14 protein-coding genes are annotated in these 25,353 nt (G+C 40.5%); 5 read left to right on the forward strand and 9 right to left on the reverse strand.

Translation table 11 applies throughout. The features are described from left to right. Positions 1 to 3: 3 nt before the first annotated feature. Complete coding sequence (locus AAGC78_RS06435; RefSeq protein ID WP_435783227.1) at positions 4 to 10,077, forward strand: Ig-like domain-containing protein; 10,074 nt, start codon at positions 4 to 6, stop codon at positions 10,075 to 10,077. 650 nt (positions 10,078 to 10,727) lie between these two features. Next, positions 10,728 to 10,895 (forward strand): hypothetical protein, encoded by a 168-nt coding sequence (locus AAGC78_RS06440; RefSeq protein WP_435783228.1) that lies wholly within the window; start codon positions 10,728 to 10,730, stop codon positions 10,893 to 10,895. 179 nt (positions 10,896 to 11,074) lie between these two features. Here the strand turns inward: AAGC78_RS06440 and AAGC78_RS06445 are convergent, their stop codons facing one another. The 7 genes from AAGC78_RS06445 to AAGC78_RS06475 all read right to left on the reverse strand — a co-directional run bounded on the left by AAGC78_RS06445 (position 11,075) and on the right by AAGC78_RS06475 (position 21,411). After that, a complete protein-coding gene (locus AAGC78_RS06445) occupies positions 11,075 to 11,707 on the reverse strand; it encodes a hypothetical protein (protein WP_435783229.1) in 633 nt (210 codons plus the stop codon). A gap of 1,297 nt (positions 11,708 to 13,004) precedes the next feature. Further along, positions 13,005 to 14,633, reverse strand: coding sequence for a TnsD family Tn7-like transposition protein (locus AAGC78_RS06450; RefSeq protein WP_435783230.1), 1,629 nt, complete (start codon positions 14,631 to 14,633; stop codon positions 13,005 to 13,007). Next, positions 14,617 to 15,552, reverse strand: a complete 936-nt coding sequence (locus AAGC78_RS06455; RefSeq protein WP_435783231.1) for a TniQ family protein — start codon at positions 15,550 to 15,552, stop codon at positions 14,617 to 14,619. Before AAGC78_RS06455 ends, AAGC78_RS06450 begins: the two co-directional genes overlap by 17 nt. A 10-nt stretch (positions 15,553 to 15,562) precedes the next feature. Further along, positions 15,563 to 17,074, reverse strand: coding sequence for an ATP-binding protein (locus AAGC78_RS06460; protein ID WP_435783232.1), 1,512 nt, complete (start codon positions 17,072 to 17,074; stop codon positions 15,563 to 15,565). Between the two features lie 15 nt (positions 17,075 to 17,089). Next, entirely contained in the window at positions 17,090 to 19,267 is a 2,178-nt protein-coding gene (locus AAGC78_RS06465) for a hypothetical protein (protein WP_435783233.1), read from the reverse strand. Next, positions 19,257 to 20,138: a TnsA endonuclease N-terminal domain-containing protein gene (locus tag AAGC78_RS06470; RefSeq protein ID WP_435783234.1), complete on the reverse strand. Its 882-nt coding sequence runs from the start codon at positions 20,136 to 20,138 to the stop codon at positions 19,257 to 19,259. The genes AAGC78_RS06465 and AAGC78_RS06470 overlap by 11 nt, the downstream gene beginning before the upstream one ends. A gap of 868 nt (positions 20,139 to 21,006) precedes the next feature. Further along, entirely contained in the window at positions 21,007 to 21,411 is a 405-nt protein-coding gene (locus AAGC78_RS06475; RefSeq protein ID WP_435783235.1) for a hypothetical protein, read from the reverse strand. Between the two features lie 108 nt (positions 21,412 to 21,519). On the opposite strand from AAGC78_RS06475, the gene AAGC78_RS06480 reads away from it, so the two are divergent. The 3 genes from AAGC78_RS06480 (at position 21,520) to AAGC78_RS06490 (ending at position 22,996) form a co-directional block, all read left to right on the forward strand. Continuing rightward, positions 21,520 to 21,921 (forward strand): hypothetical protein, encoded by a 402-nt coding sequence (locus AAGC78_RS06480; RefSeq protein ID WP_435783236.1) that lies wholly within the window; start codon positions 21,520 to 21,522, stop codon positions 21,919 to 21,921. A 195-nt stretch (positions 21,922 to 22,116) separates the two neighbouring features. Then, a complete protein-coding gene (locus tag AAGC78_RS06485; RefSeq protein WP_435783237.1) occupies positions 22,117 to 22,443 on the forward strand; it encodes a helix-turn-helix domain-containing protein in 327 nt (108 codons plus the stop codon). A 118-nt stretch (positions 22,444 to 22,561) separates the two neighbouring features. Further along, positions 22,562 to 22,996, forward strand: coding sequence for a DUF6957 family protein (locus tag AAGC78_RS06490; protein ID WP_435783238.1), 435 nt, complete (start codon positions 22,562 to 22,564; stop codon positions 22,994 to 22,996). Positions 22,997 to 23,557: 561 nt separating this feature from the next. On the opposite strand, the gene AAGC78_RS06495 is transcribed toward AAGC78_RS06490, so the two are convergent. Then, positions 23,558 to 24,127, reverse strand: a complete 570-nt coding sequence (locus tag AAGC78_RS06495; RefSeq protein WP_435783239.1) for a hypothetical protein — start codon at positions 24,125 to 24,127, stop codon at positions 23,558 to 23,560. Continuing rightward, on the reverse strand, positions 24,124 to 24,861 hold the full coding sequence (locus tag AAGC78_RS06500; RefSeq protein WP_435783240.1) for an AHH domain-containing protein: 738 nt from the start codon (positions 24,859 to 24,861) through the stop codon (positions 24,124 to 24,126). The genes AAGC78_RS06495 and AAGC78_RS06500 overlap by 4 nt, the downstream gene beginning before the upstream one ends. Positions 24,862 to 25,353: the final 492 nt, after the last annotated feature.

The following is a 25,353-nucleotide window of genomic DNA, read 5'->3' on the forward strand; positions in this document are numbered from 1 at the left end:
TTTATGTTAGGGACTATTTTTAATACTTATATTGAGGCGTTGTTGGCTGATGCTACTTATGCGTTAGATGGAACCACTGTAAACGGGTTGTCTGGAGCAGATTTAACGTTAGCATTGGGTGATCGTATGACCTTAGAGTTAGCCAAATATATTGGAGATAACTTTAAGGTTGTAACCCACGTTGAGACAAATGATTTAAGTTTCGATTCAGGTTTTGATGCAACAGTGTGGGAAGGAAAGACATCTGAGGTTGGTGTTGGGAAAATTTATGTATCAATGAGAGGTACAACGCCAGGGCAGGATTTTCTTACAGATTTGGATCTAACTTTATTTAATGGTGTCCCAGCTCGCCAAGTTGTTGATATGGTTAATTGGTGGTTGTGCATCACTACTCCCTTGGGGCAACTTGCTCCGCAAATCCAACGTTTGCCTTTGCCATGGACGCCCGGAACACCTGTGGATTTATTTGTTCCTGATACATCTGTCTTGGGTGAAGGGTTAGTGTCCTCTGGAATGGTTGTCAATGTGAATGGGCATAGTTTAGGAGGAGCATTGTCGGCAGCTTTTGCACGTCTTTTTGGAGGTTCTTCAATTGAAATTGAAGATGTAACCACCTTTAATAGTGCGGGCTTTAATGCATTGAGTGAAATTGTTTTTTTTCAAATTAAAAATCTCATTCCATATTCCAATGGTGCTATTAGTGGTGATTATAAAAACGTATATGCTGAGAATGGCTTAAGTGCTACTACTCGTGAATGGGTCAATATTCAATACGGGCAAAGAATTCCGCTTTCACAAGAAAATAGCCCCTCTATTGCACCCAATCATTTTATGTACAAAATCACAGACTTGCTTGCTTTAGGTAAGACCATAGAGAAGCTTGATGCTACATTTAATTTAACAGATCTTAATCGCATTATTAATCAAGGTGACAATAAGACGGAGGCTTCTTATGAGGCCGTATTGGATGGGTTACGTCGAATTTTTGGTACTTATGATTCCAAAACTCCAATTGGGGATGTCGGTAATAATCCTGAATCACGTAGCGATTATCACTTTAATATTCTTGAATTGGAAAATAATAGCAATTTCATAAATGCTATAGGGAAAGTCATTATAAAAGTAGATTATCCTGATACCGATCCAAAACAGGATTTCAGTCATTTTCTTGCATTATATTATTTAACTCCATTTTTTATCGCCGGTAGTGAAAATTTATTGAAGGTTGCCAATGCAAGTCTTTTTCAATTATGGGCTGACGATGCTAGTTTAACTCCGGAAGATAGAGTTCAGGGGAAAGCTAATTTTTCTGAAAATTGGTACAGCGATCGCTCAGCTATGCTTGTCGCATTAAATTCACGTAACGCTGATGATTCCTCAACTGATACTGCTAGTAACCACACATCCAATACTATCTATTATTACGATTCAACTGCTGGCGGTGCACCTTTGATTTCTGAGTCCAGTGCATCAGGTGATGAAACTCAATTGGTGCGTTTTGGTAGTGAAGTTGCTAATGATCTAACGGGTGGATTATACAATGATCGAATTTATGGTTTAAGCGGTAACGATAAACTTAACGGTTTACAAGGTAACGATTATTTAGAGGGGGGGAGTGGTAATGATGAATTAACAGGCGGAGATGGTGTTGATTTATTATTAGGCGGTAAGGGAAATGATACTCTTGATGGTGGTTCTGGAAATGATGTACTGAAAGGAGGCGCTGATAATGATACCTATAAATTCACCGGCAATTTTGGTCGCGACGTTATTATTGATAACGAGGGTTTAAATGTAATTGATATTGATGGAGCTGTCGGAGAATTAAAGCAGACTGCAAAAGACAGTCTTGTTTATCGTAATTCTGCAAATACTGTAGAAGCTGTTGTTGTTGATAGCGGTGGAAGTAAAACTCTACTCTTAAGTTCTCTTTCAGCTGTAGGCAACAGTGTTACTCTCGATAATTGGAGTGAGGGACAATTTGGTATTTCGCTAAAAGATGCAGGCGTTGAGGAGCCTGCATCTCTTCACGAAATTATCGGCGAAGCTGGTGCGAATGCACTATCAGCAGATTATGCATCTAGCCATCAGATATCGGTTTACTTGCCTCCTGTTAGCATTCATGGTGGTGATGGTCATGATTACATAGAGGGCAGTTGGGGTGGAGACCGTATATATGGCGATGATGGAAATGATTGGATTGACGCCGGTTCTGTTTATAAGTATGCGAATAGTTTCCCACCTGAACCTGGAGAGCCTACGATTGACCAGCATGGTAAAGACTTAATTGAGGGCGGGAAAGGTGATGATGTCATTACCGGGAGATCAGCTTCATCCAAATGGTACGGCGGCGAAGGAAAAGACATGCTGCTGGCCAATACAGCATTGCGCTTTGATTTAATGGTTGGTGGCTACAGCTATGGCGGTGATCAGTTTTCCCGGTTTTATATGGACGAGTTAATTGATGAGAGCGCAGGAAGAGCTGTAACTATCGATTATAAATGGAGAGATTTACTTAATTATGCAGACTCTGGCTTTGAGATTATAACGAAGACTGAAGGTGAAAAAACGTTATATGGTTATTCTGCATGGGCAGGTATTACTCCGGGCAATTATTCGGGCAGTTCATCTGCTGGTAGTGGGTGGTCTTATGAATTTACTTTTTTTGATGGTGAGCCGTTAAAGCCGTCCGCTGACTCTGGCGGTGGAATTAGTAGTTACCTGTATGGGTATCCTGGTTTAGTGACTAATAACTTGGGTGGCATTACTCAGCATTCTTTGTTAAGTAGATATACTAAAGATGATCGAGCTCGTGATTGGGAGGTCGTACTTTTCATGCATGAAATCCCTCTTGAGTCTGGTGATACTTTAGAGGAGTGGGCTAATAAACCCTATATTCAAATGTATGGTGATGAGGGGGATGATTTATTAGTTGGGTGGTATGGAAAAGATGAGTTATATGGCGGCGAAGACAATGATGCAATTTTCGCTGGTGCTGGAAATGATGTGTTGGATGGTGGGGATGGAAATGACACTCTCTTTGGGGAAGCGGGTGATGACACAATAATTGGTGGTGCAGGAAATGATGCAATAGTTGGTGATAGTGGGACAACTGCAATTTTAAGTTCAGATGATTTTTTATATGGTGGCGAAGGCAATGATACGTTGAGTGGAAATCAAGGAAATGATTTTTTGTATGGAGGAGCAGATAACGATCTATTAATCGGTGAGAGTGGCGATGATTATTTGGTTGGTGGCGCAGGTGTAGATACCCTTTATGGTGGTAGTGGCGCAGACACTATTGTGGCTGGGCTTGAGGATATTTTGGCGGCGGGAGGAGACGGTAATGATGTATATATTATTGAAGCGGTAATTTTTAATGGCCCACCTGCAATGCCTGCCAGTAAAACTGCAAGAACATCCCACGAGGCAGGTACAGATTTTCATTTATTTAAAGTCGCAGAAAGCATGTCACTTCAGAGTGCAGAGCCATCATTAGTAATACAAGATAGCGGTGGTGACAACAGTTTAGTCCTTCGAGGGGTTGACAGTTTTGACAGTCTTCAAGTAACCGCCGATGAAGCTAATTTGGTAATTAGTTATTTTGGAAAGCAACTGATTATTGAAAATGGTCTGCAAGGTTCTATAAGTCGAATAGCAATTGGTGATGAGGGAAATCTAGATTCGACCGGCATTGAACTAAATAGTTTTTTATTAGATAACCTCTCATCCCCGGTTGTTAGATTTGCCAATGAATCCGGAGATGCCATCACTGGTGGTCTAGGTGATGATACCCTTCTGGCACATTTAAATGGTACTACTATCACTGGTGGTAAAGGCAATGACACCATGTATGGTGATATAGCTGATGATATTTACATTGTTCGCTCAGGTGACGGTGATGATGTTATCTATGAAAAAGGTGGAAATAATAAAATTATTTTTGCAAGTGGAATTGATCCTGCAAAAATTTCTCTGCGTCGTAGTGCTGCAAACTTACAAATACTATTAAGTACCGGTGGATCCATTACCGTGATGGGAATGTTTGATCCGGAATCCGATGATGTAATTAGTGGCGCTGCAATTCAGAATATTGAATTCGCTAATGGGGAAAATTGGGGACTCGATAAAATATATCAGTTAATAAATCCCTCATTAAATTTGATTGGAACAGATAGTGCAGACGTATTAAGGGGGTCTTCAAGTAATGATTCTTTGAGGGGAGGGATAGCCGATGACATACTTTATGGTAACCAGGGGGACGACAGTTATTATTATTCAGTAGGTGATGGTGCTGATACCATCAATGATCGCAGTGGTAGTGATCACATCTATTTTAGTGCTGGTATTGTCGAATCACAGGTTGCTGTTCGTCGTGGCTTTAATAATAGCGTTGTTCTTAGAATTAATAATAAAGATAGTATTGTTATCGAAGGTGCTCTTAACTCCTCAGGAAATATTGAGAGTGGTTTTGTGGAAAGCCTTCACTTTGGATCTACGGTTTGGAACTCCCAAAAAATTAAAGATGAGCTTGAGCTCAATTCTACGCATACTTTTAATGGTTCTAACCTTGACGATCAATTTGACGGAGATAATGCAAAAAGCATCTTTGTTGGTAATGCCGGTAATGATTATCTTCGTGGTGGGGGCGATAACGATATTTATCGATACAGCTTGGGTGATGGGAATGATGTTATCAGTGATGTTGGTGGCAATGACCGTATCGAATTGATTGGTATAAATGAGGCCGATATATCTGTTATCAGGTCAGATTCAAATTTGGAATTGAAGATTAAAGATGGTGGAAGTATCCGGTTAGATAATGTTTTTGAATCAAAGATACAAAATAATGTTGACCCACTGATTACTTACCATTTAAGTCAGCTGACGCACTTCTGGATTCCACAAGCGGAAACGTTGATAAAAGATCATTTTGGTTTAAATGGTAGTGGGGATCTTGTTATTCGATTTGTAGATGAAGCTGCCGGAGGCAGCGCTGCCTGGGTTGAAACAACATACGATGGCGATGCAGCTTCACTTGAACTTTTTATTGATTTGGCTGATTTTAGTAAGTTCTCTGTCGGCACTTTCCCTAGCTATTATGATCGCATCATTGCCCATGAAATGGTACATGCAGTGATGAGCACAAATATGGACATATCGACTATTCCTGGTTGGTTTAACGAAGGAGTAGCGGAGTTTATTCACGGTGGTGATGAAAATGTAAAAATTAGCGCTAACTATATACAGAACATTTCTGATTTTAATGGATTGTTCAAAACTACTCCGGGGTCTCCGGGAAGTAATTTGGGATACTCCGTAAGTTACATTGCGGTCAAGTTATTGGATAAAGAAATTCGTGATCATGGCGGAGTAGGAATTAGAGAAATATTTGATCAATTGAAAGCTGGAAAGACACTGAATGAAGCTTTGAGCTTTGTTAGTAACTCTCACTCAGGAATAGCGAGCTCTTGGTCAGGGCTTGCCTCTTTTGAAGCACATTTTTTAAATGTTGGCTTTGCTAGCTATTCTAGCTTCTTAAACCTGGATAATGATGATACAGGTTCGATTGCGGGTTCTGATCACGGTGGCGAATCTTTAAATGCAGAAGCCGTCGTACCGGATGTAAATGTTGGAGGTGTATCACACTTCAATATTGTTGTTCCAGATGAGTACCGCAATACTCCTGCTGTAGATGGCAGGATTGAGCTTATTCAGTTTGGTGATAGTACCACTTGGGATTTTGACAGGCTATTGCAAGAGTCCACTCTAGTTAATGCGAATGCAGGTCTAAACATTATCGGTACAAGTAGCAATGATGCTTTGATCGGTGATTATCGTAATGATACTTTAGTTGGAGGTGGGGGAAGAGACACTTTGTACGGTGAGGGTGGAGATGATACATACTATTTCCACCGTGGTGATGGAGTCGACCACATTAAGGATTCGGGTGGTTTTGACACCTTGATACTTTCAGGAATTCAATCTTCGGATATATATGTTCATCGCAGCGGCAGAGATTATTACTTCATATTAAAAAATGGGGAGTATGTAAAAACCTCGAACCCAGCGATTATGTCGGACTCTGATGAGCAATATCGGATTGAAAAAGTTGTCTTTGCCGATACGGTTTGGGACTTGGATAAGATTGAAGAAAAAATTAATGAGCATGCTCTCTTAGCAAATGTTTATTTTGGGCGAAGCTCATGGGACTCCATTTATTTATCGCAGGCAGATGATTCATACATTTTTGGTTTAGATGGAGATGATCAGATTGAGGGCGGAACTGGTAATGATGTAATTGATGGGGGCTTTGGGTTAAATTTCCTTGACGGTCGAGGTGGTAATGATACTTATGTTATCGGTGAAAATATTAGCTTAAATTTTATCGAAAACTTTCGAGGTGATGCAGATCGAATTTTATTTTCAGAGGGTATATCTCCTGATCAGGTTAGTGTGCGTCTGGTTCCTGGTCGTGATGAATCGTACTTGAATAATGGTGTCCTGTGGGTGTACTCGCTCCCTCAAGCTGAGAGATGGAATCTGGAGCTAGTAGTTGGGGATGCGAAGGTATATGTCGATAGCTTATTTGATTGGGATCCTCAAGCGGATGGAGCGACCTTGGTAAATACATCTGTCATTACTGGAACTGTACAGTTTTATAATGGGACGGTATGGACAATTAGCGAGCTGATTGCGGAAGCACTAAAAGGAACTAACACTGATGATCTTATCAATGGCACTAGTTATGACGACCTAATTAGTGGATTGAATGGTGCAGATATAATTGTATCTGGCTCGGGCAGCGACACTATTTACGGTGGTGCTGGAAATGACCAAATCGATGCTGGACGTGATGATGACAAGATCGGCGGTGGAGCGGGCGATGATTTTATTTCTGATAGATCTGGCAATGAAACATATTATTTCAATGTAGGTGATGGAGTTGACACTATTAGCGATCTTCGTGGAAGAGACGTAATTCGGTTCGGCTCTGGAATTACAAAAGAGAGTGTACTGATTACGACTGAGGGTGATGATCAAATTATTTCGTTCCTAAATTCGTATGACAAAATAACTATAAGGAATGGTGCCTTACCGATTGGACATAATTACGATGATCACCGAATCGAAATTTTGCATTTTGAAAACGGAGATATATTAGATATTGATCCGAGATCACAACCCGTCTTCGTGGAAGGAACGGCAGAAGAGGATGTTATTCTCGGAGGTTATGGCAGTGATACCTTGATGGGACATCAAGGAAACGACGTCTTACGTGGTGATTTAGGCGATGATATCTATCATTACAATTTAGGTGATGGTGAGGATTACATTGATGATATCGGCGGTAGTGATCGCATAGTCCTTGGTGCGGGTATCACTGAGGGAATGGTCAAAATTAGTAGCACCTCAGGCTTCTATGTGATCAATATTGCGGGTATCGATGCAATAAAATTTGGCTCCTATTCGTATTCTGAGGGTGGAGTCAGTGCAGAGAGCATGATTGAATTTATCACATTTGCAAGTGGAACCAGTTGGAATCAGGCCACTATCATTTCTAAATCCCTTGTATCCACAGCTGGTTCTGATGAGATATATGGATCATTGTATGATGACTTTATAAGTGCAGGCGATGGCGCTGATGCAATTTATGCGCGTGCGGGAAATGATACGTTGATTGGTGGAAAAGGCTCTGATGATCTTAATGGTGGATATGGAGATGATATTTATCGATTCAGTTTGGGTGATGGTACTGACGTTATCTATGATATGGGTGGTAATGACTCTATAGAGTTTACTGCGGGAATTATTCCATCTGATATTACTATCCAGCGAACTGACACAGATTTGATATTAAAAGTTAAGAATGCAAATCCCATTACGATTAGTCAGTTTTTTAATCCGGGCGTTACCCGCTCGGTGAGTTCTAGTTCTGCAATAGAAAAAATACTTTTTTCTAATAACGAGACTTGGACTCTACCTCAGATTCTCAGTAAGCTTTCTTTGGTTGGAACCTCTGGTAATAATGTAATTTACGGTTTGGATAATGATAATTATATCGATGCAGGTGCTGGTAATGACACAATTTATTCTGGTGGAGGTAACGATACTTTAATTGGCGGCACAGGACATGACGTATTGAATGGTGAAGAGGGAAATGATCTTTTGCAAGGAGGGGATGGTAATGATTATTTGTTGGATGTGCTGGGAGACAACATATTTATAGGCGGTAAAGGGGATGACCAGATCGAATTTAGTGCCTCATCTGATGGCTTCGGTGATGGAATATCAGTAATTCGTTACAATTTGGGAGATGGAGTTGATCAAATAAATGGCCTACCTAAAAGCACCGTTAATTTGGAGCTGGGGGCTGGCATCACTAAAGAGATGTTGTTTTTAAAATCTCAGGGAGATTATACAGGTGGTGCTTTTGACATATACATAAAAGGTACTACAGGAAAACTCTTGGGTTTGATTGATAATGAGTTTTATCGGATTTTGCTGAGTAATGGAGTTGTACTTAGTGGAGAGGATATAAGTAAGTTCGTTATTGAGTCCCAAGCGTGGTTAACTTCAGATAGGAAAACCGTATATGGCAAAACCAATCCAGGATTGAGGCTGTTAGTTTCCTATACAAATGAACTTGGTGTGATTACTAATTATCCTGAATTACAGGCAGACTCACTTGGAAATTACCGCTTGGATTTCGGATTTGAAATTAACTCCGTATTTGATATTAAAGTGACAGGTATTGACACTGGGGGAATAAGCCTGCCTATGACAATTATGGAGCCGTCCGATGAGGTTGAGATTCTGCTTCTTCCAGATAATACTCCACCAATTCTTTACGATGTTTCAATTAATGAGGTTGGGCGATATATTCAGGGGCAAACCGATCCCGGTTGCGTCGTCGAAATTATAGATGAGTCTAACATTGTTATTGGACATGCAACGGCAGCATCAGATGGCTCCTTTAATGTTGAACTTTCTGCACCATACATTAATAAACAGACATTAAGTGTATATGCAGTTGATCAAGCAGGTAACTCATCAGCTATATGTGTAATTGTTGCGCCGGATAAAACAATCCCACTCGCGCCAACCGTTAATGTTGACGGTGCAGCGGATATGATTATGGGTATTGCTGAAGCTGGTAGTGCTGTCACTGTAAAAAGCGTATCTGGCGATCTTTTGGGGAGTATTCAGGCGAATGTCATTACTGGTGAGTATTCTATTGTTGTGGCCCGAGGATTATTAAATGGAGAGTCAATTTTTGTTACTGCAACTGATATGGCGGGTAACATTTCCGAAGCCGTTACTGCTCAAGTAATTATTGAGACGCAACCCTCATTTGCAAACGGTCTGCGTGGTAGTTATTACGGATACCATCAGCCATCTAATGGAAATGTTGATCTGACCACTTTAAGTCAGGTGTTGGGCCTCATTGCCAATAGAGCACCTGATGCTACGTTCACGGCAACTAACTTCCAATACGCGTCGACATTACCGCTTGGATTGAATACCAATTTGCAAACGTTCTTGAAGGCGGATGCAACCTCATTGAGCAGCGATCCTGCAAATACGAGTGATGCTATATTGCGCTTTGATGGGAAAATTCAGTTAAGCGCTGGTAGTTATAATTTCCGAGTGCGTGCAGATGATGGTTACAGCATCCGCATCAATGGTGCAGTGGTAGCAGAGTATGCTGCTAAGCAAAGCGCTACTACCCGTACGCATGCGGCATTTACTATCAGTGAATCTGGGCTGCATGATATCGAAATAATCTATTGGGATGCGGGTTATGGTAATGAGTTGGGTATTCAATTAGCTGCGGCGGGTACGGGAAGTTACAGTTATCTCAACCAAGATATTTTATTCCAGTCTACTTTAGCAACTCAGTCAGTAATCGCCTCTAATAGCCACGTGCTCACGGCGCCAGATATTCGTTATTACAATCATAATGATGCGCTAATTCAAGCAATGGCGACATTTGCTCCTCATTCAGCAGTAGATTCTCGATATAGAGCTATGTTCCCTGATCAAAACCAATTCACGATTGCAGTCGGAAGTTAAATACACTAGTGATAACCGGTCACTCATATTTTTGTTGATGTGTGTGGCTGGTTTTTCTGATGTCTTGGAGGAATTAAAAACCGCTTATTTAGCTAATAATAGCTGACGATTTTTTGTGTATTCTTCTGGTTTGATGGTCCGCTAATGGCCGGTTTCTGACAAAAAACGAAATATATAAAGTTGAAACAGCTTTGCCAAATAATAGCGAAGCTGTTTTCTGATTGGTCGATAAGCTCATGCATCGGATTCACAAATCTTTTTGATGGGAACCCATCCATCTGTGCTCTCAATCGCTTCCATTATCCGGTAGGTATGAATAGGGTCTCCTTGACATCTCTATCTAGCGGTTTCTGGACTTTGTTACCTGCCCCTGAAGCAGCTGAGGAAACCCAATCTGGATTGATCAGCAAGCGTTTTACAATAGCTACTAAATCTAGCCCCTGGTTTAGGGCGCTTTTTGTGGCAGCTATGTCGCTACAAAACTTAAATTTATTTGTATACTCCCACTTAGGGCAATTAGGAGTATACATGCTGACTTGCAGCTACCTCTGTTCACTGGCAATTACCTGTTGACACAACGGAGCCTGTCACTAGAATTTAATCACACAGTATCTTTAAAAATCGTAATGTTCTTCAGTTAGCGAGAAAACATGAAGCAGCGCAACATTGAGCAGATCAAAAAAGACCAGCAAAATCATTACCATAGGGTAATGAGAAATGGTTCTGAAGGTGAAAAACGCGCACTGTCATCCCAATCCGGTTTTGCAGCATTTGCTCGCAATCGCCGCAAAAATATTATTATTCACTATCCAGGATAACTCCTACTTTCGCTCATGTTGGAGCCGGCACTCATACTTCACCATTGGCCGCTTTTCGCCGAAAGGAAGTAGCTTTCATTCGCAAGTATTGTAAATATCACTATTGCGCTTGCGGCATTGTTGAAAAATTGGCGACCACATCTCTGCGGCCACCAGCTTATAGCTGAAAAGTCAGCTTGCTACTCGTTTAAATGCTCGAACTCGGTCAGATTATCGCGAATTGCAACTAGAAAAGTGTAAGTCGAATCAAGCACGAAATTTTCTCTAGACCTCCAAACCTCGGATTGTTCCATTGTATTCGCTATCTTCGCTAGCTCATGGTCGGGCGTCGCGTGCGTGATTGAAACCACAGGCAAGTCAGGAGTTTTGATATGAACCACTCCGCCTACCTCCTCAACGTAATCATGCCAAACGGTCTCCGCTTCGGAGGGATATTCGGCATCTACGTATTTTAAGAGTTGATCAATTTGTGATCCGATCTCATCGCAGGCTTCAAAATTTTCCGCAAAATGCTCATCTAATAGCTGAGCTATTAGCGCGGTGAATTTACTGTCTGGATTGGCTATAGAATTTAAACCAGATCGACTGATTGCTGCATTAACCTCGAACCTATATGCCTCACGATTGATTACTTCCTGTGGGATGCCTCGTGAATGGCGCCCCCCTTCAGCGGCGTTAATGATTATGGGATTTGCAGATTCATCTGGAATCAGGGTGAAATAGGACGTCGGGCTCTCGCCATATTCCGTGTCGTAGTAAAGCGGTTGATTAAAACCATTATCGTCCAACAGCTCGAACTTTATTGTCTTCATAAGTCTACTTCAATTAGCCAACCACTCGATTCGTTGATTGCGCTTAACATTTACTTGGGGGTGTCGGAAAATTTTACAAGTGAGGGGTTAAGATTTTTATGAGATCGAGCTTTCTATTATTGACCAATCTATTATTGAGCTAGCCATAAACGGCTCGACAGTGGGATTAGTTTGGCCGCTTTCGTGGCCTGTTTTTCAATTAACATCTTATTGATAAACAAGGATATTTTTATTGGATTAAATAAATATCAGCAAAATTTTAGCCGGTTAATGTTTCCAAGTAATTCGTATGGTGTAGCTCAGTATCAAAGAGGCATTACCTCGGCATCAATTTGGATCAACGTTAGCGCGCTCTTTGATAATGTTTAACTCGAAGAGTAGCTGCCACCATATTTGGCAAAACTCGCAGTAACTTAAAATTTCAACATCACTCAGAGAGTTTGAAAGCAAAAACCCCGCTGAGCGGGGTTTTTTAGTATTTATGTTAAATTTTATTAAATGATCTGTCGTTTTTGACTAACAGATGTGTCGGTGACCGGTTTTGCCCTACGATGTATAGTTTAACGTCGACTAATCTGGCACTTCATCAGCCGAGTCTCGAACAAGTAAAGTGTTAACTCACTGATTTCTCATTAAAATTTAGAAATCTTGGAGCATTCTGTGAGCTTTATTTGGGACGCAATTCCTTGCACCTGCCGGCTCGTAAAGCACCTTAATTTCTGGCTCTCAACTTCAATTGTCGTTATCAGTAAGTGTCTTGGCCGAGTGAAATCCCCCGTACCCCACGTGGTTACGGGGGATGCGGGCTACTTCCACTATTTTTTTAATAGAGTGTCTAAATTTTAAATAAATTATTACAAAATCTCAGTCACACTCTTTATTTCAGTCACACTCTTTGTTTTGGCTGTCACACTCTTTATTCGACAGCCACATCTTGATGACGACAATTGAAGTTGAAAATTGACGGTTTATATAAATCAATAACTTACGCTTTCATCAAACACAATTCAAGTTGAAAACAATGCGCTAAATAGATGAAAGATTCGAGAAAATGGTGCAATTGAAGATGAGAACTAGCTTCAGTTTATCGGCGGCCATCTGCACTATAAGTTTTAGCTGGCTGATGCGGTATTCGATCATACCATTCTACGTGTAGAAACTATCAACCGTTAGTCAGACAGAAAATGTTGATAGGTCGATATAAACATAAAAAAAGAGGGGTACTTCATGGATTGATTGAAAATTAGTCAGTTTGTACGCGATGCGATGTGTTTTTGAGGGGCTTTTTAAAAAGAATCTACTTTATAGAGCGTTTTATAATCTTTATCGCAGTTTTAACTGCGCCGGGAAACCTCTCTTTGCGTCTCGTTAACCAACCGTGAGAACCTAGCTGTCTATCGATTGCAGTCAATGACTTTCCTTCTTCTATTTCGAGTTCGATACGTCTTGCTAATTCTCGATCCCTAGTTATCCAGTCGATATTATTCTGATATTTCTTAGGTAATTTGGGTGGTAGTTTTTTATAAAGCCATTCATTGTCAAATCTGTAAAGCCATATGTAGTCCGAACGACATAGATTCTGGACTTGCCCACGTGTGGTATTTGGATTTTTGTTTATAAAATTAATTATTGATGTGCGGCGCTTACGAAGCTGGGCTTTCCGGCGGAGGTGGGACCGCCATTTTGATAATCCCTTATGACTTTGAATTATTTTTTCCACAGCTGCTATTGAGCAATTATTATTGATGGAAATTTCTGATCGATGTTTCCCCAAGAACGCTTGCCGCCAAATTGCTCGCTCTATATCAGGAGTGATGAATTTAATTCGCTTTTCGGTTTTGATTGAGTTTCTTCCGGCTAGTTGTACTAAATATCCGATGCTCTTTCCACAAGTTCTAGCTATTGACCGCAGTGATTCACCTTGGGCTAATCGTTTAAGAATTTCATCTTCAGCTAAACGATTAGTATTGGACGAAGTGATCGAAATTTGTTTTGTGTATATCTCAGCGTCAAAACTTGGCTCGGGAATTATAATATTCTGTACATTACCGTTTAGAAAGCCAATTAATAGTGAGTGTTTAAAGTAATGAATGCGTTTATTGGTATGAATCAAGCTGGGAACAAATTGAAGGCTCTCAATAGATCGCGATTCATGCATATTCAGGCATTTAAATAAGCCACTCCAGAATTTTTGCATATCTGTTTGGAGTGATTTCCAGCGTAAGTTACCACCTTCAGTAATATATCCTCTCTCTTTTAGTAGCAAGTTATATGCATTAGAAGGGAAAATAGGTTTTTGATATCTGTTCAAAAATTCATGAGAACTCACTATTTGTTTCGACAATGAATTAATTAATTTAGGGGCTGGTTGTGACCGCCTTTTAGTCATCTCCGGCAGAATATATTCGTGATCAATACCGCCTGTTCCACAAGGTATTTCTATCAGGCGTAATCCATGCTCCGGGCATGACAAAACTCCGTAAAGTTGGTGGCCAGTGTGCCAGTAAGGAGTTCCTTCAGTTACGCTATCTATTTCCAAACAATCCGGGCAAAACTTTAAGCATGAATGGAACGGTAGCTTACTTGAGCAAAGGCTCGCGAGAGTTGCTATTCGTCCGCCGTTTTCTGCAATCAAAGCTTGCCGGAGTTTTTCGGCCCATTCAACGCTTTGCTGCATGTAGGCAAATAAGGAATATCCCGTAGCATTAAAAAGTAGAGTTTCTTCAGGTGTATGGGAATGTGAAGAAATCATTGCTAAATGGGCGGGAAGAACTGAATGGAGTCTAACGTGCTCAGTACCAAACAGAAAACGGTTCGTGGACCGCCATGCGGAAGATGTTTGACACAGGTGGCAGCGAGCCACCCAACTGTATACCGATTCACCAACTATGTAGGTGGGAAGGAATGCGCTAGCTGAAGATTTCATGTTTAGTTGCTTTTAGAACTATCAGATGTATTAAAGGGTGTGTTATGCCGACTGTGCTACTTTCGTTGTAGAGTCGAGAGCGAGTCAATAAATATTCACTCCTGTTTTTTGAGGTTTTCCCTTTGCTTTTCTTGAAATATGTATCACTAGCCTGTGATGTTAAAAATGATCTTATGAATCGTTTCCATTCCGTAAGTCTTTTTTTTTCATGTACATCTAACGGTGTAGTGATGTCGATTCCAATAAAATTGCGAATATGTTTTGTGAAGTCAGATAACTGAAAGCTACAATCTTGATTGGTCATTTGAATCATTTTACTTTCGATACCATCCATTGTTTCATCGTAATAGACTTCGTTGGATGGCATGTTGCTATTGCAACTTGGGCATTCATTGGACGTGGGAGGCAACGGCGATTTGGCAAGATTTAATACTCTGAATCCACAGATTAGACAATTCGATGTGAGACGAATTTTATGTTTGGCACAATGAAAGACTCCAGGAATTTGATGATCTCGGTGGTAGTAGCTGACTCCAAAGGTTTCTCGATCTTCAGCTGTACACAAGTGGCACCAGTTCCACGAATCATTTTCAATACTTAATTGACCAGTTACACATTTAGAGTGAAGATTTGATAGGGAGTTTCGAATCAGTAACTTTTCTTCTTTATTTAAGAATTTATTGATTAATTTCCCAAATCCATGATCCATCCACAGCTGTTGATATTTGTTGATATCAAATATCGAGATGGCTTTATGCTGCGCAGTACTCAGTAAATGCTGCGGTTTCGCGTCATAAATTCCCCGGCTAACACCCAGGTATTCACAGCTCTTCACTTGATCCAGCAGGCCGAGGTGATAAAATCTAGCAGGGAAAGCGGTTATGTGTTCACCTGGTAACAGTTGAAGTAAAGTTCTCATGTGCGCACTCCTAACGTACAGTGTTAGATTGGAAGTCACCAACGAGTGCACTTGGCGACATTCCTTGCGCGAGTGCATCAAGATCCTTGGAGATTGCATCTTCAATTTCTGTTGCGACAGCAGGTTTTTTTATCACAGGGTTTCCGGTTAATAAATTGTCAATTTCACTAACTTTTGCTGACTGTGAAAATTGCGATTTGATAGCTGATTCCACGCTTTGAAGTAAATGCATTGGTTCGAAATCTTCATAGCCTATATAATTTCCATTCTTTAGTGCCTCAAGAGGTTTGTGGAGTATTTCAAATTGCTCACGATAAATTTTATTCAAAGCTGCAACACTAAAATCCTGATTCTTCGGGGCTAGAAAGGATAGAAAATTTAACGTAGCTCTGGTTAAACTTACGGCCACGGCGGGTAAACCGGCAGATAAATGATGAAGATGATTTTTAATAATTTCATATTCTGTGCGCTGTGTTTTTAATAGCCTCGCTTGAAACAGCGTTCGACACAAGCGATCCCAGAATGGACTCTCAATGGCACAGCTGCTTAATAAGGTGCAGCCATCTTTTGCTGATCTTCGAGCGATTGTCATTTCTCTCGTAAATAGATTTAGCAGTGAGAATGTTCCGACGAAGAAGGTTGGCACAGAAATATGGTTAAATATTTCTTCGAGAAATTTCATTGAAACACGTTCGGACGCACCAATTATCTCATTTTTAGAGCTTGGCGCTAAATTTTGCGCTTCGTCAAAAATAATTAATCCTACGCCGTGTATCACTACCGCTTTCCGAACGGCCGCGATCAGTTCTCGAATGTCACTACCTTTCAGACTAGTTGTATATTCCTCGTCCACCAAAGCATCAATGCTCTCAAGAATCGAAAGCAATGTTGATTTTTGTCCTTTTCTGTTGTCAACTTTCAGATAAAGTTTTTGAATTTGCTTCATTTGAAAAGGATGTTTCGTTCCATTGCTGTCTGTGTAAGACGTGTGATAGATAACCTGTTCTTCAGCTTGGATCATCGCTTCCATTAGGGACGATTTTCCTACGCCGCTTAAGCCGGCGAAAACATAGCTGTGATCTACTTCTGCAAATCCAAGCTTCTTAACATTGAATGATTTTATTTGCTTGTTTGCTGGGGCTCTTGCCGTTGTTTTATTTTTGGATTCTTGTAGATCCTTGTTAATAGCAGAGAGTAGGGCCATGATAGGTACGCCCAGTTTATTGGCTGGTTGTATCAGGGGGTTGCGTCTCACCAAGCCGCTTTCGATCATGCGTCGTTGGATATCATAAATTTTATACAGCTCATCGCGTGGCTCGTGAAAGCGTATTAAATTATCAATAGCCGTACGCCGATAAAAACCATGGTATTCGGGAGGTATTCCGTCAAGTTCGAGCTCTGTACTGTATTTTCTCGTACATTTCGCGACTAAGTCGTCTTTGAGAAGCGGTAGTCCTAGCGCTTCTATGAGAGGATTATTTCGGTAAACAGGATTTGGATGTTTCAAATATTTAGTGGACATGGATAACTCGCATAATTAGTAAATAAAAGTTGGGTCAGTAAGATCTTGATCTGAAAGGTCGTCGGTATGGTTCGCAGCAGGCTCGGAGATGTCAGTATCAGTTTGCATGTCAGAAACTGTCTGGCTTGCTTGTTCATTTCGATGAACTGCCACAACGGTATCTTTACGTTTTTTGGTGCCCGGCTCCGAATTCTTTGCTTCTGATTTTTTCAGGCGCTTATTACGTTTTTTGATTTCTTCATCTATTTCGGATAAATCCATATCCAGCATCATTTGTGCGTTAAAGCGCGCTGTATCCTGATGTGCAAGTTCGTGCTTTCTGATCTCAAGTCTGTGCAAAACATTAGCCCATATCTGGTTTTTGTATGCTTCGCTTCGCTCCAGTAGATTTAACATCATCAATTCATTTGTTTCTTCATCGAAGTGCCAAATATGATTGGTTGTTAGGTCAGAATATCTAATCTTAATTTTGCTTCTACCCAAATTTTTAGCTTTGTCTAGCCATAACATTTTTTCGATCTGCGAATTACTGAAGTGCAAGCCGCGAAAGCGAATTCCTTTTTCTGTTATTGTGCCCTCGGCTTCAGGCATCAAAGCAAATCGTATTTTGTCTTTAGATATTTTTGGTTTGTGTATTATATTGCTCATAAAGTGATTCCATATGTCTCTAGGTGTGTAACCCACACCGATGGATTCCATATTGAAATCGTGAGCTTCCAGTTTTCTACTGAAGTTGTTTTTATGAATAATAATTTTAATTATTTTCTTAACAAGATCCTCAAATTCGAGAAATGGTGTTCTCGATGCATGCTGAAGTTCTTTTGACGGATATTTTTCAACTCTTCCCGGATCAAAGTTAATTGTTTCAGTCAGCACAATGTCAAAAGTTTTCTCAACTGTTCCTTTGCAATCACCGCGATGATATGCTGCGAGCTTCATTGTCTTAACGCCGATTTTTCCTTTGAGCACTGAACTCAGATGATTATCAGAGTTTTCCCCACCGCGATCCCACACTATCTCGCTGCATATAAAGTCGCACGGCCAGTCGTTTTCATTAATTTCCACCCCCCATCTGCGGCAGAATTCTACTTTGTTCTCGAATGCGTTGAATAAAGCTTGGGAAGCGCCGACCCAGTTGGGGCCATCAAATGCAATGTGGAAACCGACTACCATTGCTGAGTATGTATCGATAACAAAATAAATTACCGGTCTTCCACAACTCAATAGCTCATGGTTTGTATACGGATACCTTACATAAACGTCTGCAATAGTCGCGTCGATTTCGAATCGTTGCCCCGCATTTCTGAGTCCGGTTCGGGCAACTCCAGGTTTTCCTTTATGGTCTCTATCGTAAGTTATTTGTCCAACGCGTTTTAATATCCAATCTAAATCATGCACTAAGGAATTCAGGAAATATTGGAATGAGCGTGGAGAAATTAGATGATCGCGTGGATAGGTGATATTTTCGCTGTGCACATCTTCCTGATTCGCGGAAGAATTTGGGGCGAAGCTGAAACTCATTGATTCACGTATGAATTCTTCGTAGAGATCCATGAGGTTAACTTTTGTTCCCGAAGGAATTTTTTTGGAAAATGCTTCTATTTTTTTAAGATCTTGCTGTGTGACTTGTCGAAAAGGTAATCCATACTTTGTTGGCTTGCCTGGTTTAGCAGCTATACATACAGAACCGTCTGAATTGATGATTGGTTTGGCGGGCAACGTGTGATTCGTGCCGCAATTTTTGAAGCGGGGTAGTAGTGCATTGAGCATTCCACCACCTCTGAACCACTGATGTGTCTTGTTGTGTATGTAAGAGTGGCTTTTACCGGAACTTTTAATCAAATTCGACAGTATCCCTTCGGATACGCCAAAAAGATAATTGTCGATTGCGATTTCGTTATCAATCAAGGGGCTTAAGTATTCCTTCGCCTTGTCCCGGTATTCTTTCCATTTATTGCTCAGCTCGTTATCAGACAAGTACAAATACGATGGGAAGTCGTGATCTATTACTTCCCACTCGTTTTTTTTAATCTTTTCGTAAGCCTTTTCAATTGAGATTGCAATGGGTTTTCTTGCGCATTTCAGCGTTAGATCCGAAAGCGCCATTTTGCAACCGTCCAAACTGTAAGCAACTATCAGAAATCGTGTGCTTGCTTTTGACTTTGTTGATCGTAGCTCTTGATTAATAAGCATAAGGATTCACCTTCGTATACAGCGGTACCGGTGCCCATAGTTCTATTTTTTGGCTTAAATCGATAGGTAGTAGACCTTCGTAGCATGCATGCTGAAAAACACATTCCGCATGAAAGGCATCGATTCCTACTGTAATTGCAGCCGTTTCAATGCATTCTTTCAGTGTTTTCTCAACGCTGTGAGTTAGTAATTTGTTAAATGTGATTACAGTAGAAATATATATCGCTGATTTTTGTTCAATATATTCGCGGTAATCAAAACATTGCCTTAAGTATGAAAGGTTGTAGATCTTGGTTGCACAAAAGAACGTCTCGTTTATCAACCGTAGTCCGTTTGATTTGTCGGCCCAGTAGGCCGTTTCAATTTTTAGTTTGTTTTGTGTTCTGTTGACTGAGCGCCCACTAGTCTGACTCAAATCTAATGAGCTACTGTATTTAAAGCTGTAAGGTTGTATAGCCGTCGATCCTCGTTCATCCAACATCACAACGACCAAGTCTGTCGTCATTGTTTTGGCAGGAATCTTCATATCGTGTTTGACACGCTCCTTGTAACTACCGGGGTGCCGTATGTTTAATTCCTTGGCAATTTTCATTGTTTCGCGAATGCATAGTGGGAATTGCTCATAGATGCAAATGACAGATGATTCGTGTTCAACGGTGAGGAAAGCATTGTGCTCCCCAAGGCTAAGTAGGTGAACTGGATGATCAGCTTTGTGACTTGTCAATATGTGACCTTGGCCGTGAGTCTGCGATTGACGAACCGTGACCCACGGATGATATTTTCCTGCAAGCTTCTTTTTAATCTGATAATTTTCAATTTTGTTAATTTCAGATTGAGTGATGATCGGTTGTTTTACTTTAGTAGTTTTCATTTTTATCCCTCATAAGTTTCCCAAACGGAAGTTTTATAATTCTCAAAGTCATTTTTTTCAGGAACACTTTTTTCAGAAAAAAGTGCTCCTATCGCAAAATATAATTTGCGTTTTTTTTGTACTTTGGGGGATAATATGAATCGCAGAAAGGCTTCTCAAAAACTCTGCTCGGGGGAGCGCCAACTCCCCTTGTTCATTTCCCCGTGATTTTTTTACATTTAATTTCTCCTATAACTTTAAATTTTTTCTACCAAATTTGTTTAGATTTGGAATTTATCCTTTTTGAATATACAACGAAAATAACAGCGCGCGCAACCAATTGTAACGTTGTAACCTATTGATAAATATATACATTTTGATATATTTTATATCGATGCATATATAAACTGATAAATTAATTCTGATATTTTCCTTATTAATCAATGTCTTAAATTTTCTTAAAAAATCAATGTTGATTTATAAAAACTGTGCCAGTTTTTATAAATATTTTTTATTTGCATGTGTTTTCAAGGTCGAACTCGGTATAGAAAATTTCGACAAATATTGGCAATTACCAATATTTAGACAAGACGGTTGATTAGGGGGTGATATTTTCTTGGCGATAAAGATTAGGTGTTTTATGCTTTTTTATCGTTGGTTACGGTCGTTCGATAAATATGGGAGTGGGCCAAATGCAGGCAATTTTTTTGATAGGAATTCTTCCAATATTTAAATACTTGAGTTGGCAGCTATGTGCTGCGACAACTTATGGTTTTAATAGAGGAGGCGGTTGATAGCAAGAGATTTAAAACGTCGTCGATGAAGATTAAAGTCATTAGGTAAAGGTAAAGGTAAAGGTAAAGGTAAAGCGGTAAGCTAAGATTTCGATTTATCGAATAAGTGACTTTAAATAATTATTTAATGTATGAAAGTCAGTTATCGAGGTGTGCATAAGTAAGTAGTTTTTTATCGATTTTTCTTTTAGGAAATCTCCGGAATTGGCCTTATTGAACCAGTCGAGAGCGAGTTTATCAGTGGGGGCCAACGTGGCTAACGACTGAGATATGCTAAACAGTAGGCTTACTCGCTCGACCAAATCCCACGTCATCACTACTGCTTGTCTGTTTGCGACTCTATACTTCAGATCTTGATAATCTCCCGTATCAATTCCTAATATCTGTGCGACTTCGTCATCAGTTAAGTTCCACCTGTCTGATGCACTCATCATCGAAAGCCACTCAATGCTCGATGCCAAATGCTTTTGAGTTATTTCAGAAGTGTCATTTGTATGCATTTTCTTCTTTGCTCTGTCATAAAGGTAGTGGTACTGTTTTTACATACAGTATGCTCTTTTTATTCATCGTGCACAATGCTAAAGAGCCTTAACAAAGATGGGATGTGTATGGGAACTAATACTCTCGAAGAGAAAATGCTTGAAAAGGCACAGCGCGAAGTCGTTGGCAGTGCCGAGTGGCTAACTGCTCAAGTGATTCTGCAACGCTATCAAGTTGATCCAGAAATATGGCTTATAAAAAAGCATATATTCGCAATCGACTATGATGGAAAAATTCTCTTTCCCTCCTATGCCTTAAATCCCCAAAGCGGTTATTGTCCTCAATCTACTTTGGGTGAAATTATTAACCTATTTGAAACCCATGGAAGAAATGCTTGGGGGATTGCATTTTGGTTTAGCAGCCTTTGCGGATTTCTGGGCGGGCGAAGGCCACAAGATTTGTTAATAACTGACTCTGTGTTGGTGCTTGCTGCTGCTCAAGATGAAGTGACTGGAATAAGTCATGGTTGATTTTGATTTCCAATAAATATTTTTTTGTGTCGATGGGAATTTAAAAAATAATGGTTTTTTTCAGATCGGCAATAAGCGTTAAATGCTTTTGAGTCCCATCCTGGGCTCGTTATAGGTGCGTACTACTGTGTATAACGTGCCAAAAAGGGATCTTTATGCTGACTTTTGCCATCTATGACCCCAAAAGGTAACGCTATGATCACTTCTTCAACTTCTGCTCAGGAAATTGCTAGCACCGTTGGTGAAAGATTGAAGCGAGCAAGGCTGGGCAAAAATTTAAAGCAGGAAGATCTTGCGAGGCTGACTGGGCTTTCCCGAAAAGTTATTGTTTCAGGCGAAAAGGGGCGTTTAACCGTCGAGTCCCTAGCAAGCATTATGATCGCCCTAGGTCAAGCTGAGGCATTTGAAGCTTTGCTACCGGAAGTACCGTTTTCGCCGGTGCAATTGTTAAAGTTAAAAGGCAAAGAGAGAAAGCGTGCAAGAGGAGGTCTTGAAGGAATAAAAGCTAAACCGACGTGGTAACAAATAGCAACGATCCTGACCTTACGCATAATTGAAAAGCTATTTTAGTTTCAGTCGTTTATTCAATATAAGGTTCATTATTTTTCTCAAGTGCAGATTAATCTAAGGGTAAAAAAATATGATCGATCAAACTTTCACTATCGAAGAAATTGCAAGGTTTTATAGAGAGGTTGGCGAGCCATGTGATTTAGGCTGCGGTGAAAGTGACGTTGAAAAGTGGATAAATTTTTGTACAGGAAAATACCCATATAAGGGCGTGTGTACTGTAAAAAAATGGGCAGTTATTGAGTGTAGATGCAGTGAAAATGAAGTTTTAATAATAAAGGAAAAACTGGGGCTTCAGCCATTTGTGTTGAATGCAAACCATGTGATGTGGGACAGCCAGGGGCGATGGCGAGAAGGGAATTTTTGCTGCTCATTTTTTTTGATTGAGCTTGAAGAGAGTTGCTTATTTATTACGAAAAATACTTGTTATATTCTGGTTGGAAATGGCCATAGAAAATCAATTTCGCCGACCATGTTATTGGCAATAATGGAGGGACTTTCATTTTGAAGTAACACCTTATGTACTGGGATTTATTTCCCAGAATTGAGCATGTATATAACATATAGAGACCAGTGACAATCTCTGCTTTGGCTAATATATGAGCGCCATCAATTCTGGATATCGAATAGAAGGTTATAGAATATTCTTTCCGATTCGGCGAGCATTGACGGGTTGATATTATTGCTGGAGTACAAATATCTACACGCACGTGAATCGAGTTTAGCGGCTGTGGTTTTCTTCCCTGCTAATTGCTCCAATACAGGATAATTTGCCAAGACGTGTAAGGTTGCTTCATTTATATGCATAGGTTATGTCATTAAAAAACAAGTTCGCTTTTTGGCAGTCCAAACGTATTTTCAAATGTCCTTAATTGAATAACGGCAACTTGGTAAAATTCGTAAACGCTCAACAATTTGTCAGGCTTTTGAGTCAATTCAAAGTACGATTTTTTGCATCTGCGCCCTTTAAATATTTCGATGAGCGTTATTTGGAAATGAGGCGTGTCTACAATAATTGAAGATTGCATTCAAAATCCTTTTGAATTTGAATTTATTGGACGGTTTAGTTCTAAGCGACTATCAAATTTTCATCAAACGTTAGGCCAACGAGTTCGAAGGATTCCACAATGTCTTTAAATCGTTGACTACAAAACAATGTCAAACCACATTCAATTTGTGCTTTGAATACAAGGAGGTTCGAAGCTGATGATCTAAATTCCAAGTGCTTTAAACCCGCTTCCATACCTTCTTCATTGTTGAACTCGCATGCTTCTTCGTTTACATCTCCCCAAACAAAACAATTAAAAATGTAGTGCAACTCACCATCGATTTCTACCGGTAAAAACTCCCCGAGGTTTACCAAGCTATCCTTCAGAAAGCGATAAGCTTTTGGAGATAAAACCAATGTTGAATCGACCCAACAACTGAGATCAGGCTGTAGTGCTTTCTTTTTTCCCGAATTCACGTAACGCGTTTCAGGAGTATTCCACAACGAGGCAAGAGATGTATTTAGTTCACTGAAATCGAATACGCTGTCCAGATCTGCTGAATCAGGTAAGTGACGAGTTATATCAGTGAGTCCTAAGTCAAGCACCTGATAATTCGGTAAGTCTTTTCTAATAGCGAATATTTGGTTCATCGAGCACCGATTTCCGGGATGTTCTTTGGTTCATTCTGCTGGAGTATACGCCCAATGATCTGAAGCTGGGTTTTTATGGTATCGATATTTTTCAATACTCTTACCCGGTTCAATACCCATACTTCGTATTGCTTCGTGTGGTATTTTTTATGGCCCCTCGATAAGGGCATAGACCAGTGCGGTGTGAACTCATCTTTATTCAAAAGGTAAACGCCGTTGGCTGGATCGTTTATGCCGATGCCGTATCGATGCAGATGCAGCCTGGTCCTTCCATTGATGACCTGGTCTTTTCCTTTACCTGGCACAATATGGTGTGCAGTATGTTTCGAGCTGGGCTTAGGGACACCCTCGGCTCTCATGTAGGATTCAAGGTCGTTCGTGGGATGATGCTCTTCAAGTTCTAATCGCCTAATTACCGTATTCCGTTCAGTAGTTGTTCCCTGGGTCGCTTTCATGGCGGATTCTCGGTATACCGCAAGCTGACCTTGGACGTCGGATATTTTCTCCAGCTTTAGCCTTTCCAACTCCAAAAACCGCAGGCATTCCTTGAGTTCTGCGTCCCGTTCTTTTTCGGTTCTAGTCTTATCCGATGAGAGGTGCGTTTCAGCCAGCTTTTGGTAACGATCAAGGGTGCGATGGGCGGCTTCTTCGTAGCTATGAATTGCCATTTCTAGAGGGGTCATTTCGTGGATCAGTTTGGTCATTCTTTGACCGTGCAGGTATTCAATCTTCATCGTTATTCATTCCCTGGATAAAGCAGCGACGATAACAAATTCTCCAAGATTAGCTAAGCCCTGGAGTTTGATGGGAGTATCAATTCTGTATAAAACAAAGATTATCTGCGCGTGTTGAGCACTTGGGAATCACGGCTTAAGAGGGTTTGCGCTGCTTTTACCGGGCTGATTAAACAGAAAACGCTTCTTGGACTGTCTCTGAAATATAACGTAATTGACGCCAATCTGTATGCATGATATCAGTCTGTGCTGTGCCCAAAGCGGAAGCTGCATGCGCTGGAAGGTTTTCTAGTTGATATGTCCATATGATTAGCTCCGGCTAATTTGCCAGGTCTTACTGTCGTGCAGCATCGGTCAAACTGCCGAATGTCTCTCCCTCTATCGTTATCCGGCGATAATCAAATTAAGACAACTAATGCATCTGGAAAATGAGGTCTTACTCATTGTCATTTTGTGGTGTTCGCCACCGAACCCAGCTGGAACATCAATTCC

Source organism: Cellvibrio sp. (genome assembly GCF_039207905.1).
In the GTDB taxonomy this organism is placed as follows: Bacteria; Pseudomonadota; Gammaproteobacteria; order Pseudomonadales; family Cellvibrionaceae; genus Cellvibrio.